Consider the following 17,059-nt stretch of genomic DNA (forward strand, 5'->3'; position numbering starts at 1 on the left):
AGCATGACGGAGGTAAGGGAGCTCCCCACCTACCGCTGATACTTGTCCTTCTTGCGCTTGCCGAACAGCATGCCGCGTTCCAGCCGCTGGCACAGCGCGGTGTAATAGGCCTCGAGGAAGGCGTGGTCGCCGCCGCCATCATCTTCCATGCCCAGCCGCTCGCGGATCGTGCGGGCGACGACGATCATCGAATATTCGTCGTTCCGCCGCAGCACTTCCTCCAGCTTCTGCAGCTCGAACTCGCCATAGACGCTGAGCTGGGCGTCGCTGAAGCTGTAGCGCGCCTCCTCGGACACGACGCGCGCGGCGACGCTGTTGCTCAGCGTCCGGCGTGGCATGCGGACCACCCAGGTGCCGGCGATCAGGTCGCCCACGCGCAGCCGGTCGCGGTTGAAGAAGGGGAAGAAGGCGAAGATGCCGGTCCAGAGCAGCCCGAACAGGCCGGTGGCGAAGCTCGCCATGCCCTGCGCGCTCTGATAGCCGAGGAAGGAGAGCGGCAGGAACAGCTCCAGCTCGCGCATCGCGTTGCGGGCGACGATCTGATGCCCGCGCAGCCGCGCGCCGTCGCGCGACACCACCCGCATCTTCATCAGCCGCTTGCCCGGGGTAGCGGCGCGCGGGCCGAGCTCGAACGCGGCGAAATAGCCGTTCCGGAGCGCGAAGAAGCCGAGCAGCCAGACCATGATCAGCGCCTGGGCGAGCACGGCGCCGGTGCCGGCAAGGATGAACAGCAGCGCGATGGTGAACAGCACCAGCGTCAGCACGATCAGCACCAGATCCATCATGAACGCGCCGATGCGCTCGCCCACCGTGGCGATGTCGAGCTTCAGGTCCACCCCTTCGGGCGTGACGAAGGTGCGGCGGTTCCTGTCCTGGTCGTGCCCCTTGCCGGACGCCGTGCGAACCTCAGCCATCCAGCGCCTCGCCGCGCACGGGGATCAGGTAGAAATAGGCGAGCCAGCCGAGCAATGCCGTGCCGCCGATCGCGACGCGGATCACGTCCGAAGTGATGACCTGGCGCCCGACTCCTTCGAGCACGCCGGCGACGGCGAGCATCAGCACCACGCCGATCATGGCGAAGGCGGCGGTACGGCCGGCCTTGGCAGTGGCGGCGGTGCGCGAAAGCTTGCCGGGAAAGGCGAGGGCCATGCCGATGCGGATGCCGGCGGCACCGGCGATGGCGATGGCGAACAGTTCGGTGGTGCCATGGATCGCCAGCCAGGCGGAGAGGGGCAGGGCAAGGCCCTTTGACGCGAACACCGCCATGAATGCCCCGAGAATGCAGCCGTTATAGACGAGCAGCAGCAATGTCGGCACGCCGAACGCGAAGCCGAGCGCGAAGCACATCAGCGAGATCTGGGCGTTGTGCGTGAAGAGATAGGTGGCGAAGGCGCCGAGCAGGCCGGAGCCGCCGCCGTCATACAGGCCCTGGCGCAGCTCGGCCGCGCTCGATTGCGGGCCGCGGCCGCCGGCAAGCCCCTCGGGCACGATCGAATGGTACCAGCTCGGATCGCTGGCGACGAGGCAATAGGCGGCGACCGCGCCCAGGGCCATCATCAGCACCGCGATCAGCGTTTCGCGCGCGATCGACCGCATCGCCAGCGGCCAGCCCGAGAGGAAGAAGGCGGCGATGCGCCGGCGGAGTGGTGGCTGGACGCCGTAGAGGACGAAATAGGCGCGGGCGCACAGCGCCTCCAGATAGGCGACCAGATCGGCGTCGAGCGAAGTCTCGCGCGCGACCGAAAGCGAGGAGAGGGCGGCGCGATACAGCACCGGCAGCTCGAGCAGGTCCTCGTCCGACAAGGTACGGGCGCGGCCGCGCTCGATCTCCAGGATGCGCTGCTCCAGCTCCAGCCAGTCGACCGTGCGCTCCTCGCGGAAGCGCGCGCTGGCGAACTGCCTCGATGCGGCGCTGCTCACAGCAGGTTCCTCCGCTTGAAATCGAGATACTGGCGGACCAGCGCGGCGCCGACCTGGTCGTGCTTCGCCTCCAGCACATGTATGCCGGCATGGCGCAGCCGCGCGGCGACGATCCGGCGTTCGCGCAGCATCGAGGCGGCGATCACCGCGCGCGAGACATCGTCGATCGCCACCGGCTCGGTACCGGCCAGGTCTTCCAACTCGTCATCGGCGAGGATCACGAACAGCACGAGATGGCCGCGCAGCAGGTTGGTGGCGGCGCGGATCATCAGCTCGGCGCCGGTGGGATCGGTGAATTCGGTGAAGATCACCACCAGCGAACGCCGGGTAAGGTCGCCCGCCAGGGTGGCAAGGGCGAGCGTGTAGTTGGTCTCGACACTGCTGTAGTCGAGCTGCCCGGCGAGGCGCTGCATCAGCGGGAAGGCGCGGGTGCCTGAGACTGCGCCCGAGGCGACGCGGGGTTGGGAGTCGAAGCCGAACAGCGCCACCCGGTCGCCGAGCTTGAGCGCGGCATAGGCGCCGAGCAACGCGGCGGTGATCGCGCGGTCGACGCGGGGCAGGCCGTCGATCGGCTCGCACATCACTCGGCCGGTATCGATCGCGAAGACGACCTGGTTGTTGCGCTCGATCCGGTTCTCGCGCGCCAGCAGCTTGAGGTGGCGGGCGCTGTGGTTCCAGTCGATCGTCCGGCGCTCCATGCCGGATTTCCACTCGGCCAGCGCCTCGAACTCGCTGCCTTCGCCGCGATCGACGCGGGCCATCTCGCCCATCTGGGCATCGCGGAGCAGCAGGTGCGCCGAGTTGCGCACCGGGCGGATATCGGGCGTTATCACCACCGTCCGGTCGAGCTTCTCGACGCGCTGGCGCCAGATCATGCCGAACGGGCCGGTCCAGCGGCTCCACAGCGCCTCGACCTTGTCGGTGCCGCGGCGCACGGGGAGGAAGGCGATCGCGGCGTGGTTCTCGCGCTTGCCCAGGCGGATGCGACCTTCGGCGCGCGGTGCGAGCTTCGGGCCGGTCGCCACGGCGAGCTCCAGCCCGTCGATCGGCCGGTCCGCCACGGTGATTTCGACGATCAGCGGCGCGCCGATCTCGATCGACCCCGGGCAGCTCGTCCTCAGCAACGGTGCGCGCGGTGCCAGCGCCGCGTCGATCGCGGCGAAGGCGAGGATTATCGGCACCCAGGCCAGCCCGGCAAACCAGAACTGCGGCGCGAACACGCCGACGAGCAGCGCCAGCGGCGCCCCCGCGGCCATCAGCAGCACGCAGCGGATGCTGGGTCGGATCAACGCGGTGCCTCGACCTGCTCGATCAGGCCGGCGATGATCGCATCGGCGGTGCGCCCGTCGATCTCGGCGGCGGGGGAGAGGATCACGCGGTGGCGCAGCGCCGCCGGGGCGAGCTTCTTCACATCGTCGGGCAGCACGAAATCGCGCCCGTCGAGCGCGGCATGGGCGCGGGCGGCGGCTGCCAGGGTGGCGGCGGCGCGTGGGCTGGCGCCGATCTGCAGGTCGCCGGTCGCGCGGGTCGCGCGGACGAGGCGGACGACATAGTCGACCACTTCATCGGCAAGCCGCGCGCCGGCCACCGCATCCGCTGCGGCGCTGATCGTGGCGTGATCGGCGACCCGGCTCACGCCCCATTCGTCGGGCTTGGGCATGCCGAAACGTGCACCTTGCTGGGCGACGATCCTGCGCTCCTGCTCCAGGTCGGGATAGCCGACCTCGAACTTGAACAGGAAGCGATCGAGCTGTGCCTCGGGCAGCGGATAGACGCCCTGGCTCTCGATCGGGTTTTGCGTCGCGACCACCATGAACCGGTCGGAGAGCTTGTGGTCGATCCCGTCGATCGTGACGGTGCGCTCCTGCATCGCCTCGAGCAGCGCCGCCTGCGTCTTGGGCGGGGTGCGGTTGATCTCGTCGGCGAGCAGCAGCTCGGTGAAGATCGGGCCGCGGGTCAGCGTGAACTGGCTGGTCTGGAAGTTGAACAGGTTCGAGCCCAGGATGTCGCCAGGCAGCAGGTCCGGCGTGAACTGGATGCGGCCATAGTCGAGCCCCGCCGCGCGGGCGAAGCACTGGGCGAGGAAGGTCTTGGCGGTGCCCGGCGGGCCTTCGAGCAGGATATGGCCCGAGGCGAACAGCGCGACGAGCATCAGCTCCACCGCCTCGTCGAGCCCGACCACGGCCTTGCCCACTTCGGCGCGGATCGCATCGCCCAGCGCCTTCACTTCCTCAATGTTCACGCGTGACGGTCCTTTTCCATTGATAGAGGGCGCGGGCGGCATCGAGCAGCGCGCGCGTGTCCTGGGCATGGCTCGCCCGTTCGGCCATGGCGGTGAAGGGCTCGCCGTCCTTGTCGAGCCGGTCGAGATAGCGGTCGAGCGCTTCGGGCGGCAGGTTGGGCGGCGCGCCGGTGGCGCCGGCGGCGCTGTCACGGATCAGCGCGGCATAGCGGTCGCCGGTGCGGTGGCGGCGGCCCGCGAGGCGGAGCAGCGCCGCGCCGTTCTCGGCGATCGCCCGCTTGCCGAAGGCGACGCCGCGCAGTTCGGGCAAGGCGGGGCCGAAGCGCAGCAGCGCTTGCCAGCCGGCGAGCAGCGCGGCGACCAGCAGGCACAGGGTCAGCGGCAGGAACGGCGCCTCGAAGGCGAGCTTGAGCAGGTTCGGATTGCTGGAGAAGCCGTGCAGGGTGAGGTCGAAGGCGATGCCGCGCTGGCCGTCATCGAACCAGTCGAGCACTTCCATCGCGCGTGCCGCCCCGGCCAGGGTCTTCAGACCCTGATTGTCGAGCAGGTCGGGATCCGCGACGATCAGCGTCGGCTGATCCTTCATGGTGACGACCAGTGCCTTGCCGCCGCTGTCCTCGAGCACCGGTTCCAGCCCTGCGCCGCTCAGGGTGCGCAGGCCGTTCGGGGTTTCCGAGATGCTGGCGCTCGTGACCTTCGCGATCTGTTGCGAGACCGTCCCGGTCGGGATCGTGCCGAAGGACGTCACCCAGGCGGGCTTGTCGCGCCGCGGCATGGTCAGCCATTTCGGCAGGACCAGGATCGTCGGCTGGCTCGCGCGGCGCTTGATCAGCTTCTCGACCGTTTCCGGATCGGTGGTCGGCTCCAGCGTGATCACCAGCGTGTCGGAGGTATCGAGATCGCCGTCGCGCCGCACCATGCGCGCCGATCCGTGCACCTGCCGCACCAGCTCCGCCGCGCCGAAGAAGCCGATCGCCGAAGTGGCGAGCGCGTGGTTGCCCGGGCGCTGGCTCGGCTGCAGGTCCTCGCCATAGGCGGTCATCAGCAGGAACGACAGGAAGCCGACCACGCCCAGCGCGACCAGCACCAGCACGGTGCGCATCGTGAAGGGCGAGGCGGTGGTGTCGGCGCTCATTTCCAGGCCTTTGGCAGCGCGAACTCGCCATAGGCGGCGCGCGCCTCTTCCCAGTCGCTGCGTATCAGGCTGCGGCCGCCGAACAGGCTGCGCTCGACCGGCGCCGCCATCGCGGCAAAGGCCCGGCGAACGATCTCGGGCATCCAGTCCGATCCGGCGATCTCGCGGCTGGTGAGGGCGGGGCGCAGCAGCCGCGGGCGGTGCCGCTGGATATCCTCCAGGCTGCGCTGAAGCAGCAGATGGACCGCTTCCGCATAGTTGCCGCGCCCGGCCAGTGCCTCGGCCTCTGCCAGCAGCGCGCGGGCCGCCGTCTCGGTCGGGCGCCAGCTCGCGGCGTCATGCGCTGTCTCGGCGTGGGCATCGCGCGAGGCGCGGCCGCGCACGAAGGTGGTGAACAGCATGAACAGGAAGATCGCGAGGAGGAGCAGCAGCACGCCCAGCAGGATCCAGCCCAGATAGGGCGAAACCTCGGCCAGCTGCCGCCCCAGCCAGCGCATCCAGGGCGGAATCTCGGGCGGCTTGGCAGTCGCCATCTCGAACTGGATATCGGATCGGGCCCGCAGCGCCTCATGCGCCCTGGCGACGGACTGTGCAGCCGGTCCCTGTACGCTCACGCCGAATCCCCCACGCTCGTAGTGCTACCGGAAGCCTGTGTCGCAGGAAAGCCCGCCGACACTGGACTTTAGAACCGTTTTTGGTCAGCTTTTCTCCGGCGTCGAAGCACTTCGATGAAAGAGGGGAACATGGCTGACTCTGAATTTGGTGAAGCGCGTTTCGAGATCGGCGCGGTCATATCGCGCGCGTTCGAGACGATCGGATCGAATATCGTGCTGTTCTGCGGGCTCGCGCTCGTGCTGGCCGGCATTCCGCAATTCCTGCTGGGCTTCTGGCAGGCGACCAATATCGGCCTGAACGCCAATCTGGTCGACGGCTCCTATTTCTTCACGTCCGCCTATTGGACGCCGATCCTGGTCGCCATGCTGGTCGGCGTCGTGGCCAATGCGATTCTCCAGGCCTCGCTCACCCGCGCTACGGTGATGAGCCTGTCGGGGGAAACCCCGCAGTTCGGCCCGTGCCTGGCGGTCGGTATCAGCCTGATCCTGCCGATGATCGGCATCGGCATTCTCATGGGCATCGGCCTGATCGTCGGCTTCGCGCTGCTGATCGTGCCCGGCATCATCCTCTGGCTGGTCTGGAGCGTCGTCACCCCGGCCTATGTCCAGGAGAAGATCGGCGTCTTCGAGGCATTCAGCCGCAGCGCCGCGCTGACCAGCGGTTCGCGCTGGCGGATCTTCCTGACGATGCTGATCGTCCTCGTCCTGATCTGGGTGCTCAGCATCCCGGTGAGCTTCCTCAACGCCGCGATGACCGCGACGGGCAACCTCTTCCTGGTCGCCCTGGTCGGGGGTGCGGTGAATGCGCTCTACAGCATGTTGATGGTGGCGGTGCAGGCCAGCATCTATGTCGAGCTGCGCCAGCTCAAGGAAGGCATCGCGCCTTCCGATCTCGAGGCGATCTTCGCCTGACCCGGTTGGCGCCGGCGCGGGACCGTCCCGCGCCGGCGCCAACCGGCAAGCCTCAGAAGCTGAGGCTCAGCGTGGCGCGGCCGCCATGCTCGTGCACGCCCGCTCCCTGCACGCCGCTATAGCCGAGCCGCAGGCTGAGCTTGTCGCTGACATCGACGATCAGGTTCAGGTTCGCCACCGCCGAGAAGCGATCGATCTCCGCCGAGCGGATGTTGAACGCCAGGTTGGGCGTAGCCGCCAGCGCGATCGCCGGATCGGGCGCACGGTCCCCGAAGGCGGTGCGCAGGCCGATATTGCCGCCCAGCCGGACGCTGCCCTTGCCGCCGCCCGCCAGCGCCGTCTCGCCGCGCAGACCCAGTTCACCGATGCCAAGCACGCTCTTCTGGTCATGGACCAGCAGCGCCACCGGGCCGCTGCTCTCGGCGAACTGGCCGAAGGTCACCCGCGTCGCGCTGCCCGCCAGATAGGGCTCGACGAACGCATTCCCGCCCGCATCGATGCGGTAGCTGATCTCGGCGAAGCTCTGCAGCATCACGCCGCGGGCCTTGCCGCGCTCGCTGGTGGTCAGGCCGGGCACCGCGATCGCGCGCCGCGCCTTCATGTCGAGCAGCGACAGCGAGGCGCCGGCGCGGATACGCCAGTTGTTCACCGCAACACCGGCATAGACGCCGCCGCCGGTGCGATCGATCGTCGCCCGGCTGCCGCGCGCATTCGCGGGCAGGGTGATGCGGGTATAATGGCCCATCACGCCGGCGCGCCACGATCCGGTGTCGGTCTCCGCGCCATTGTCGATGCCCATCATCATGCCGGTGCGATCGACGTCATAGCCGGCGGCATTGCCGTCGCTGTCGACGCCACCCCAGCTGCCGATCACCTGGCCCCAGCTGCCGGTGCCGGTGAGCCCGGTATCGGCGGCTTCGCCGAGCCGTCCCAGCACCGCCTCACGCACTACCCGCTCGTCCTCGAGCGCGGCGCGCGTCGCATCGGCGTAGATCTCGCCGGAAAGCTGGTCGAGCACGGCGGGGATCGCCGCGGGGGAGAGGCTGTACAGCGCGCTGAGCGCCGTCGGATCATAGCCGCCCGTGACGACCGCGGCATCGAGCCGGCTGATCGCGCTTGCCTGGTTATAGGTCAGCGGAACGCCGGTGCCGAGCACTGCGGAAAGCTGGTTCGCGGCGAGGAACAGCTGCACCTCATTGGCGGTGTAGATAATCCTCGGCCGATAGGCGAGGCCGAAGCTGGCGAGGTTGGTCACCGCGAAGGTGCCGCTGACGCCGGCATCGGCATGGAGCAGCACATAGGTGCTGTTGATCGCATAGCTGCCGCCCAGGTTGAGCACCTGCAGCGTGCCGCCGAGCTGGGCGGTGCCCGTCGCCTGCACCTTGTCGGCACCGCTCGCCTGGACTTCGGCCGCGAAGAGCGAGCCGGCCTGGAACAGCACATTGCCCGCGACGTTGAGCGTGCCGACCCCGTTGCCCGGCGCCAGCGTGCCGCCGCTCTGCACCGTGATGCCGCCGACCGTGCCGGTGCCAACCAGCGTGGCGCCGCTGGAGACGGTGACGAGCGAGCGGGTGAGCAGTCCGTTCACCGCCAGCGTGCCGGCCAGCACATTGCTCGCGCCGCTAAAGGTCGCGCTGTTGCCGGTAAGCGTCAGCGTGCCGGTGCCGGTCTTCTCGAACAGCCCCGCGCCGGACAGGCTGCCGGCATAGGTGCCGGCACCGGTCTGGGCGAACTCGAGCGCGCCGTCGATCCGGATCGCGCCCTGGAGCGAGGCGACATCGCCGCGCAGCCGGCCGGCCGAGACGAGCGTGCCGCCGCTATAGCTGTTGGCCCCGGTAAGGGTGGTGGTGCCGCTGCCCGCCTGGACGAAGCCGCCGGTGCCCGACATCACATTGGCCAGCGTCACCGCGTCGCTGCGGCTGATCGCGAGCACGCCGTTGTTGGTAATCGCGCCGGCAAGCGAGCCGGTGGTGCCGCCATTGCCGATCTGCAGCGTGCCGCCCGAGATCGTCGTGCCGCCCGTCTGCGTCGCGGCGCCGGTGAGGACGAGCGTGCCGGTGCCGGTCTTGGCCAGGCTGCCCGCGCCCGCGATCGTGCCGGCGAAGGACGAGTTGCCGTTGCCCGCGCCGATGCTGAGCGTGCTGCTGCCCAGGGTGATCGCGCCCGAACCGGTCAGCGTGCCGACCGATGTGCCAAAGCCGGCCAGGTTGAAGCTGCCCGCGGCGGCCTGCTGCAGCGCCGCGATCGAGGTCGCGCCGCTCAGGCTGATCGTGCCGTTGTTGACGATGCCGGTGCCGATCGTGCCCGTCAGCGTCGCGGTGCCGTTGTTGAGCAGCCCACCGGCGAGTGTGCCGGTGCTGGTCAGGGTGCCGGCGTTGGTGACGAGCCCGGCGACCGTGCCGCTATTGCTGAACGTCGTGTTGTTCTGGACCGCGCCCGATAGCGTGCCGGTGTTGGTCAGTGTGCCCGTATTGGTGACGGCCCCCGCAACGGTGCCGGCGTTGTTGAACGTCGCATTGTTCTGGACCGCCCCGGCCAGCGAACCGCCCGCGGTCAGCATAAGGGTGCCGGCGGAGACGGTGGTGACGCCGGCATAGCTGTTTGCGCCGCCCAGGCTGAGTGTGCCGGTGCCTGTCTTGGTCAGGCCGCCCGTACCGGAGATGGTGGCGTTGATCGTGGCGCCGATCCCGGTTGCGACGTCGATCACCGAGAAGCCACCGGTCGTCGCCAGCCCTGCGGCTGCCGTCGCGCCGCTGATCGTATAGCCGCCGGTGGTGAAGCGCAGTTCCTGGAAGATCTGGCTGCCCTGGACAGTGACGGCGCCGCCGGCCGTGCCGCCGAATACCGCGACCTGGCCGTGCCAGCTGTCGTTGACGCCATAGCCGGTCGGCGCGGTCCAGTTGGTGTTGGTGCTGCTCCACACGCCCGCGCCGCCATTGCCTCCGCTCGCGGTGGAGCTGCCGGTCAGGTCGCTGCCATCCCAATATTGGATCGCCTGCGGGCTGCTGGCGAACAGGATGTTTACCTGGCCGCCGATATTGGTGAGCAGCGTGCTGCTATAGCCGCCCGGCAGCGCGCCGAAGAGCAGGCCGTTGTCGGTCAGCGTGCCGCCATAGTTGAACAGTCGGTAATAGCCTTCGCCGAACCCGGTCAGCGCCGCGACGTTGAGCGTGCCGTCGAGCGTCAGGTTGCCGCCGACATTGACCAGGTCGTTATTGGCGCCGCCCACGGTGCCGGCTTCGCCCAGCTCGAAGTTGAGGATGGTGCCGGCGCCGAGGGTCAGGTTGCCGGCGATGCTGAGCGTGCCCGGGCTGTTACCGGGATTCAGCGAGGCGGCCCCCAGGGTCATGTCGCCATGGAAGGTGCCGCCGCCGCCCAGCGTGCCGCCGTTCAGCGTCAGGCTGGCGGTGTTGCCCGTCACGTCGCCGAAATCGCCGTTGAGCACCAGTTTGCCGGCATCCACGGAGACCGTGCCGGTGAAGTCGCTGCCCGCCGCGTTCGAGCCGGAGAGAGTTACCGAGGCGCCGCCGGCGGTGTTAACGCCGATATGCCCGTTGCCCGAGATCACGCCAGCATAGCTGTAGTTCGCGCCGTTGGTGAAGTTGATCGTCGCGCTGCTGTCGGCTAGGACGAGGTTGCCGGTGCCGAGCGTCCCGCTGGCCAGGTTCACCGTGGCGCCTGCGCCGATCTGGGTGCCGGCATGGCTGTTGGTACCGGTCAGCGTGAAGCTGGCGCTGCCCGCGCCCGATACCCCGAAGCTGACATTGCCGCCGGTGATCGGCCCGCCCAGTACCGTGCTCGATCCGCCCACACCCTCAAGCGTCGCGGTCCCGGAGACGATGGCGATGCTATTCGCCAGCGTCACGGCGCCCGCCTGGACGTTGCGCAGCGCGGTGCCGTCGGACAGTTCGACGCCGCCGCCGCCGAGCGACTGGCCGTTGTTGAAGCCGATCGTGCCGCCGAGAACCTGGGTACCGCCGCCATAGGCGCTGGCGCCCGTCAGCGTCACCATGCCGCTGTCGTTCTTGGTCAGCTTGCCGGTGCCGGTGATGCTGTTGGCGAAGACGCGGTCGGTCGCCCCGCTGAGGTCCAGCGTGGCATTGTTCGAAATCGCGCCGCTGCCGATCGTGCCCGACAGCGAGAGCGTGCCGCCGCTGATCGACGTCGTGCCGCCATAGTTGCTTGCGCCGCCCAGCGTCAGCGTGCCGGTGCCGGTCTTGGTCAGACCGCCGCTGCCGTTGATCGCGCCTTCGAAGCTCCAGTTGCCGTTGCCGCCGTCCACCGTCAGGCGGCCGCTGCCGAGGTCGATCTCGCCGTTGCCGGCAAGGCCGCCGACCTGGGTATCGATGCCGGCGAGGTCGAAGGTGGCGCTGGTCCCGCCCTCGTAACGGGTGATGCCGGTAACCGCCGCGGTCAGCGTTGCGCTGGCGCCGGTGCCCAGATTGAGCAGCGCTCCGTTCAGCTGGCCTTCGAGCTGCATCGTCCCGAAGTTGCTGAGGTCGCCGTTGATGATGCCGGCGCTGGTGAAGCTGGCGAAGTTCTGCACCGCGCCGTTGATGGTGCCGGTGGCGTAGTTGGTGGCCGTGCCGCCCAGCGAGATCAGCGGACCCATCGTGCCGTAATTGTCGACAGTGCCGAAATTCTGGGTGGTACCGTTGATCGTTCCGACGGCGCCATTGGTCACCGTGCCGAAGTTCTGCAGGGTAGCATGGGCATTGATCATGCCGCTGTTCTCGACCGTCGCGAGGTTCTGGACCTGGTCAACGCCGAAATTGCCGGTGCCGGTGATCTGGAGTGTGCCGGCATTGATCTGGGTGAAGGACTTCAGGGCGCCTCCGCCGTTGCCCAGCGCCACGGTGCCGCTTACGGTCAGCGTGCCGATGCCATTCTTGATGAGGGTGGATTCGCTGCCGTCGGCGCCCGTCATCGTGCCGCTGAAGATGGTCGAGCTGTTGTCGTAGCCCGTCTCGAGCTGGCCGCCGCCGAGCAGGATCGCGCCCGCGCCGGCGATCGATCCGGACTTGGTGTCGAAGCCGGCCAGGTCGAGCGTCGCGCCCGACTGGACGTTGAGCGCGGATTTCTGGGCGATCGCGTTGTTGGCGCCCAGCCGCAGCGTGCCCGCCGCGACATCGGTCGCGCCTTCATAGCTGTTGGCCGCCGAGAGGGTCAGCGTGCCGGTGCCGGTCTTGTCGAGGCCCGCATTGCCCTGGATCACCACGCCGATATCGGCGGTGATCCCGCTCGCGACGTCGATGATCGAGAAGCCGCCGGTCACGCCCAGCCTTGCGCTGGCGTCGGAGGGGCGCAGCACATAGCCGTCGGTGACGAAGCGCAGTTCCTCGAAATCCGCGTTGCCGAAGACGGTGACCGTGCCGCCCGCGGCGCCGCCGAACATGCCGACCTGGCCCTGCCAGGCGTCGTTGATCGCGAAGCCGGTCGGGCCGGTCCAGTTGGTGTTCGCGCCCTTCCAGTTGCCCGTGCCGCCCGCCACGCCGGTGGTCGAGCCCATGTCGGCGCCGTCCCAGTACTGGATGGCCTGCGACCCGCCCAGGCGGATGTTCACCTGACCGCCGATATTGGTCAGGATCTGCGGGGCGAGCCCGCCGGCGATCGTGCCGATGTCCAGCCCCTGGTCGTCCAGGCTGCCGCCATAGTTGAACAGCCGGTAATAGCCCGGCCCATAGCCCGCGCCCCAGGCGGCGACGTTGAGCGTGCCGTCGAGCCGCAGATTGCCGCCGACGGTGACGAGGTCGTTGCTCGCTCCGCCCACCGTGCCCGGCGCGCCGAGCTCGAAGTTGAGGATCGTGCCCGCGCCCAGCGTCAGATTGCCGGCGATCGCCAGCGTGCCCGGGCTGTTGCCGGGGTTGAGCGCGGCATTGTCGATGTCCACGCTGCCATGGAAGCTGCCGCTGCCCCCCAGCGTGCCGCCGGCGATGCTGAGCGTGGCGCTGTTGCCGACCATGTCGCCGATAGCGCCGTTCAGCACCAGCGTGCCCTGGAGCAGGTTCAGCGTCCCGGTGAAGTTCTCCGCCGCGCTGTTCGAGCCGGTCAGCGTCACCTTCGCCGCCGCGTCCGGATCGATGTCGACGATCCCGCTGCCGACGATCCTGCCGCCGAAGCCATAGTCGCTGCTGTTCTCGAAGCGGACCCTAGCCGGCGAGCCCGGATCCGAAGGCGCCGCGTCGAAGAGGAGGTCGCCGGTGCCCAGCGTGCCGCCCGCCAGCACCAGCTCGACATTGGCGCCGATCCGGGTGGCGCCATAGCTGTTCGCGTTGGTCAGCGTGAAGGTGCTCGCGGCGCCCGGGCTGCTGCCCGCGCTGAAGCTGACATCGCCGCCGCTGATCGCGCCGGTCAGGTCGATGTCGCCGCCGTCGCCGCTGATCGTCGCGGTGCCGCCAAGCGCGACCTGGATCGCATTGCCCACCGTCAGCAGTCCGCAGCCGCAGCTCAGCAGCGTCGTGCCGTCGGCCAGCTTGATCGTGCCGGTGCCCGCCGCGAAGTCGCTGCCCAGTCCGAGCGTGCCGGCGATGACGTTGATCCCGCCGCTGCCGGTGCCTTCCTCCGGGAAGTCGACGAGCAGCAGCGTGCCCGAGCCGGTCTTGGTCAGCTCGCCCTGGAAATCGACGCCGCCGAACGCCTCGAGCGTATAGGCGCCGGTATCGATCGTGCCGCCGCCCGAGAGGATCGCCATGCTGCCGGCATAGCTGTCCTCGAGCAGCTTCACCTGCGCGCCATTGTCGATCTCGAGCAGCTCGCTGGCGCCCAGCGCGAACTGGGTGATCGCCAGCGTGCCGCCCTGGACCGAGACGGTGCCCGCGAACGGCCCGTAGCTGCCGTTGAGATTGTCGCCGCTCAGCGTCAGCGTGTTCGCGCCCAGCTTGGTGATCCGCCCGTCGCCGGCGATCTCCTGCGCGACGGTGATGTCGTCGGAGCGGTTGAACACCAGCTGGCCCATGTTGAAGACCGTGCCGGCGCCCAGCGCGCCGCTGGTGCCGCCATCGCCCACCTGCAGGATGCCGTCGGGATTGAGGATCACCGTGCCGCCGGCATTGCTGTTGTTGCCGGTCAGGATCAGCGTGCCGCTGCCGAACTGGCCGATCAGGCCGTCGCCCGAAACCTCCGCCGCCAGCGTGACCGTGTCCGATCGGTCGAACGCCAGCATAGCCAGGTCCTCGACCGTGATGCTGCCGGTGCCGAGCGTGCCGGTGGTGCCGCCTTCGCCGACGACCAGCGTCGCCAGCGTGCCCACCACGGTGTCGCCATAGCTGTTGTCCGCGGTCAGGGTGATGGTGCCGCCGCCGTTGCTGTCGGCGAAGCGGATACCGCCGCCGGTCAGCGGGCCGTCGAGATAGGTCTGGCCGCCGCCGCTGTCGATCGTCGCCGTGGTGATGACGTTTATGGCATTGGCCAGGGCCAGCCCGCAGCCACAGCTGCCGGCGTTGAGCAGGGTGGTCCCGCTGGCCAGCTCGATCGAGCCGGTGCCCGCCGCGAAGTCGTCGCCCAGGCCCAGCGTGCCGGCGGAGACCAGGGTCGTGCCGGTATAGCTGTTGGCTGCGGTCAGGATCAGCGTGCCCGCGCCGATCTTCTCGAAGCCGCGGCTCTGCAGGTCCTCGTAGATCGCGCCGCTCTGGGTGGCGACATCGGCGCCGAGTACTTCGAACTGGGTGGTGTCGGAGCCGAGCCCGATCGCCGTGCCATTGTCGACGCCGTCGGCATAGCTGATCACCGATCCGGCGGTGAAGATCGTATTGCTGGTGCCGCCGGCCGCGCCGCTTTCGCCGATCACCAGCCGGCCGGCCAGGGTGATGCCGCCGGTCAGTGCGTTGTTGCCGAGCAGCGTCAGCGTGCCGCTCGGGTCGATCGTCAGCATGACATCGGAGTCGATCGAATTGCCCGTGCTGCCGAACGTTACCGTCTGGCCGGCACCGACATTCAGGCTGCCGGTGCCGGAAGCGGCGATTGTGCCGTTGCCGCTGCCCAGGCGGGCGAGGTTGAAGGCGATATCGCCGACATCGAGCGTGCCGCCGTCGAGCAGGATGCTGCCGTTGCCAAAGGCATTGGCGCTGCCAAGCAGCAGCGTGCCCGCGCTGATCGTGGTGTTGCCGAGATAGTTGCTGTTGCCGCTCAGGGTCAGCATGCCGGCGCCCAGCTTGGTCAGGGTGCCGGTGCCGCCGATAGCGTTGGCGACGGTGATGTCATCGGCCCGGTTGAAGACCAGGTTGCCGGAATTGGAGACATTGCCGGATCCAAGCGAGCCGGTGGTGCCGCCATCGCCGACCTGGAGGGTGCCACTGGTGATGGTGGTGGTGCCCAGATAGCTGTTGTCGCCGGTCAGGATCGCCGTGCCGCCATTGGTCTTCCGCACGTCTCCGGAACCGCTGATTTCGTTCGAGACGGTCACCGTGTCAGACCGTCCGAATACCAGCAGGCCGTTATTGGTGACGTTGCCGCTGCCCAGCGTTCCCGAAGTCGTGACCCCCACCCGCAGCTGCGAGTTGCTGTCGATCGTGGTGGCGCCGTAGCTGTTGGTGTTGAGCAGCGCGACCAGGCCGGAGATCGTCAGGTCGCCGCCGCCGGTGACCGCGCCGTTGAAAGCGGCGCCGGCGCTTGTGTTGCCGTTGATGGTCGCGCTCTCGCCGGCGTCGATCCGGATCGCATTGGCGTAATAGGGCGTGCCGCTCGTCACCAGATTGCGAAGCGTGGTGCCGTCGCGGAGCCAGATCGTGCCCGTGCCGGCCGCCGTGGCGTTGTTGAGCGCCAGCGTGCCGGCGTCGACGATCGTCCCGCCCGTATAAATGTTCCCGCTGTTGCCGAGCGTCAGCGTGTTCGTGCCGAGCTTGCGCAACTGGCCGTCGCCGGTGATCTGGTGGGCGACGGTGATGTTGTCGGAGCGGTTGAAGGCCAGCTCGGCGCCGCTGGAAATGCTGACCAGCCCGCTGCCGAGCACGCCGGTGGTGCCGCCATTGCCCATCGTCAGCGTGCCGCCGCGGATTTCGGTGCCGCCGGCATAGCTGTTGTTGCCGCTCAGCGTCAGGTTGCCGATGCTGCTCTTGATCAGCTTGCCGACACCGGAAATGTCGTTCGACAGCGTCTGGTTGTTGCCCTGCACGAATTCCAGGCTGGTCCCGGCGATCTCGATGCCGCCGACCAGGCCCCAGCCGCTGGCGAGCGCGATCTGGTTGACCCCGCCCAGTCGCATCGCAAGCGCGCGCGTAACGCCGTTGCCATTGAGGCCGCCACTGATCGTGGCATGAAGGACAATGGCCACATCGCTGCCGACCAGGCCGATTCCGCCCGCACCGTTCTGGCCGACCGCGCAGCAGCCGGCGGCCGAGAAGCCACCGCGCACGCCGCCATTGCCGCCAGTGATCGCGCCGCTGATCGAGGCGGTGGCGCCGGTGCCGGTGAACACCAGGCCATAGCCGCCATCACCGCCGCTGCCGCCATAGAAATAGCCGCCGCCGCCATCGCCGCCATTGCCGCCGGTGATCGCATAGTTGAAGAATATCGTGCCGGTACCGGTCGCCACCGCGCCATAGCCGCCCGCACCGCCGCCGCCGCCGTCGCCATCGCTCGAGGTGCCGCCCGCGCCGCCCTTGCCGCCGCTCACGGCCGAGCCTGGTGCGCCGGAAAGATAGGCGCCATGCGCGCCGCCGCCGCCGCCGCTCGCGCGGCTGCCGATGCCGCCACCCACGCCGTCGCCGCCCGCTGCGCCGGCGGTGGCGCCGCCTGCGCCACCCAGGCCGCCATCCGAAGCGTTGCCGCCATTTCCGCCGGTCACGCCGGCACCGCCGCCGGCGGCGCCCTCATAGCTTTCGCTGGTGCCCGCGCCGGCACCGCCCGCGCCGGTGCTGCTGCTGGTGCCACCGATTGGTCCAGGCGCGCTGTTGCCCTGGCCGCCACCGCCGCCGCGCGTATCCTGCGCCATCGCGGGCACCGCGAGGAGGATGGTCGCGGCCAGGCCGCCGGCCAGCGCCGTCGCGCTGCGATAGCGTCCCGGACGGACGCCCTTGCGCGATTTCCGCCCCGCGATGCTCAGGATCCCGGACGACTCGATGCTGCTGGCCATGAAAATTCCCCCTTTCAGGGAGCCATTACCCACGGCGAACAGGAGTCAATACGCCATATGGGGGTGAGTCGAGGGCGCCGTGCCGCACCCATGGCCGGCACGGCGCTCAAGTTATTGGAACCACGCGCACATCTTGGACGGCTTGGCGTCACGTTTGCGGTGCGGGT

The 17,059-nt window shown here is 69.0% G+C and carries 8 protein-coding genes; 1 reads left to right on the forward strand and 7 read right to left on the reverse strand.

The features are described from left to right. Nucleotides 1–29: 29 nt before the first annotated feature. From O3305_RS02615 to O3305_RS02640, 6 genes are read right to left on the reverse strand one after another with little or no spacing between them, the layout of a single operon-like run. Entirely contained in the window at nucleotides 30–914 is an 885-nt protein-coding gene (locus tag O3305_RS02615; protein ID WP_184167025.1) for an RDD family protein, read from the reverse strand. Then, on the reverse strand, nucleotides 907–1,920 hold the full coding sequence (locus O3305_RS02620; RefSeq protein ID WP_184167022.1) for a stage II sporulation protein M: 1,014 nt from the start codon (nucleotides 1,918–1,920) through the stop codon (nucleotides 907–909). The genes O3305_RS02615 and O3305_RS02620 overlap by 8 nt, the downstream gene beginning before the upstream one ends. Beyond that, nucleotides 1,917–3,209 (reverse strand): DUF58 domain-containing protein, encoded by a 1,293-nt coding sequence (locus O3305_RS02625; RefSeq protein WP_269575023.1) that lies wholly within the window; start codon nucleotides 3,207–3,209, stop codon nucleotides 1,917–1,919. The genes O3305_RS02620 and O3305_RS02625 overlap by 4 nt, the downstream gene beginning before the upstream one ends. After that, nucleotides 3,206–4,162, reverse strand: coding sequence for an AAA family ATPase (locus tag O3305_RS02630; protein ID WP_269575024.1), 957 nt, complete (start codon nucleotides 4,160–4,162; stop codon nucleotides 3,206–3,208). The genes O3305_RS02625 and O3305_RS02630 overlap by 4 nt, the downstream gene beginning before the upstream one ends. Further along, nucleotides 4,152–5,297, reverse strand: a complete 1,146-nt coding sequence (locus tag O3305_RS02635) for a hypothetical protein (RefSeq protein WP_269575025.1) — start codon at nucleotides 5,295–5,297, stop codon at nucleotides 4,152–4,154. The genes O3305_RS02630 and O3305_RS02635 overlap by 11 nt, the downstream gene beginning before the upstream one ends. After that, complete coding sequence (locus tag O3305_RS02640) at nucleotides 5,294–5,911, reverse strand: hypothetical protein (protein WP_269575026.1); 618 nt, start codon at nucleotides 5,909–5,911, stop codon at nucleotides 5,294–5,296. The genes O3305_RS02635 and O3305_RS02640 overlap by 4 nt, the downstream gene beginning before the upstream one ends. Before the next feature lie 129 nt (nucleotides 5,912–6,040). On the opposite strand from O3305_RS02640, the gene O3305_RS02645 reads away from it, so the two are divergent. After that, nucleotides 6,041–6,823, forward strand: a complete 783-nt coding sequence (locus O3305_RS02645; RefSeq protein ID WP_269575027.1) for a DUF7847 domain-containing protein — start codon at nucleotides 6,041–6,043, stop codon at nucleotides 6,821–6,823. Between the two features lie 52 nt (nucleotides 6,824–6,875). On the opposite strand, the gene O3305_RS02650 is transcribed toward O3305_RS02645, so the two are convergent. Then, nucleotides 6,876–16,892 carry an autotransporter-associated beta strand repeat-containing protein gene (locus tag O3305_RS02650; RefSeq protein ID WP_269575028.1) on the reverse strand — a complete coding sequence of 3,339 codons (10,017 nt, stop codon included), beginning with the start codon at nucleotides 16,890–16,892 and terminating at the stop codon, nucleotides 6,876–6,878. Between the last annotated feature and the right edge of the window lie 167 nt (nucleotides 16,893–17,059).

The organism is Sphingomonas sp. NIBR02145 (assembly GCF_027359115.1).
GTDB classification, from domain to species: Bacteria; Pseudomonadota; Alphaproteobacteria; order Sphingomonadales; family Sphingomonadaceae; genus Sphingomonas; species Sphingomonas kyeonggiensis_A.

Coding starts and splice junctions, on each gene's coding strand:
- O3305_RS02615 (WP_184167025.1), bottom strand. CDS start 914: ATGGCTGAGGTTCGCACGGCGTCCGGCAAGGGGCACGACCAGGACAGG.
- O3305_RS02635 (WP_269575025.1), bottom strand. CDS start 5,297: ATGAGCGCCGACACCACCGCCTCGCCCTTCACGATGCGCACCGTGCTG.
- O3305_RS02645 (WP_269575027.1), top strand. CDS start 6,041: ATGGCTGACTCTGAATTTGGTGAAGCGCGTTTCGAGATCGGCGCGGTC.
- O3305_RS02650 (WP_269575028.1), bottom strand. CDS start 16,892: ATGGCCAGCAGCATCGAGTCGTCCGGGATCCTGAGCATCGCGGGGCGG.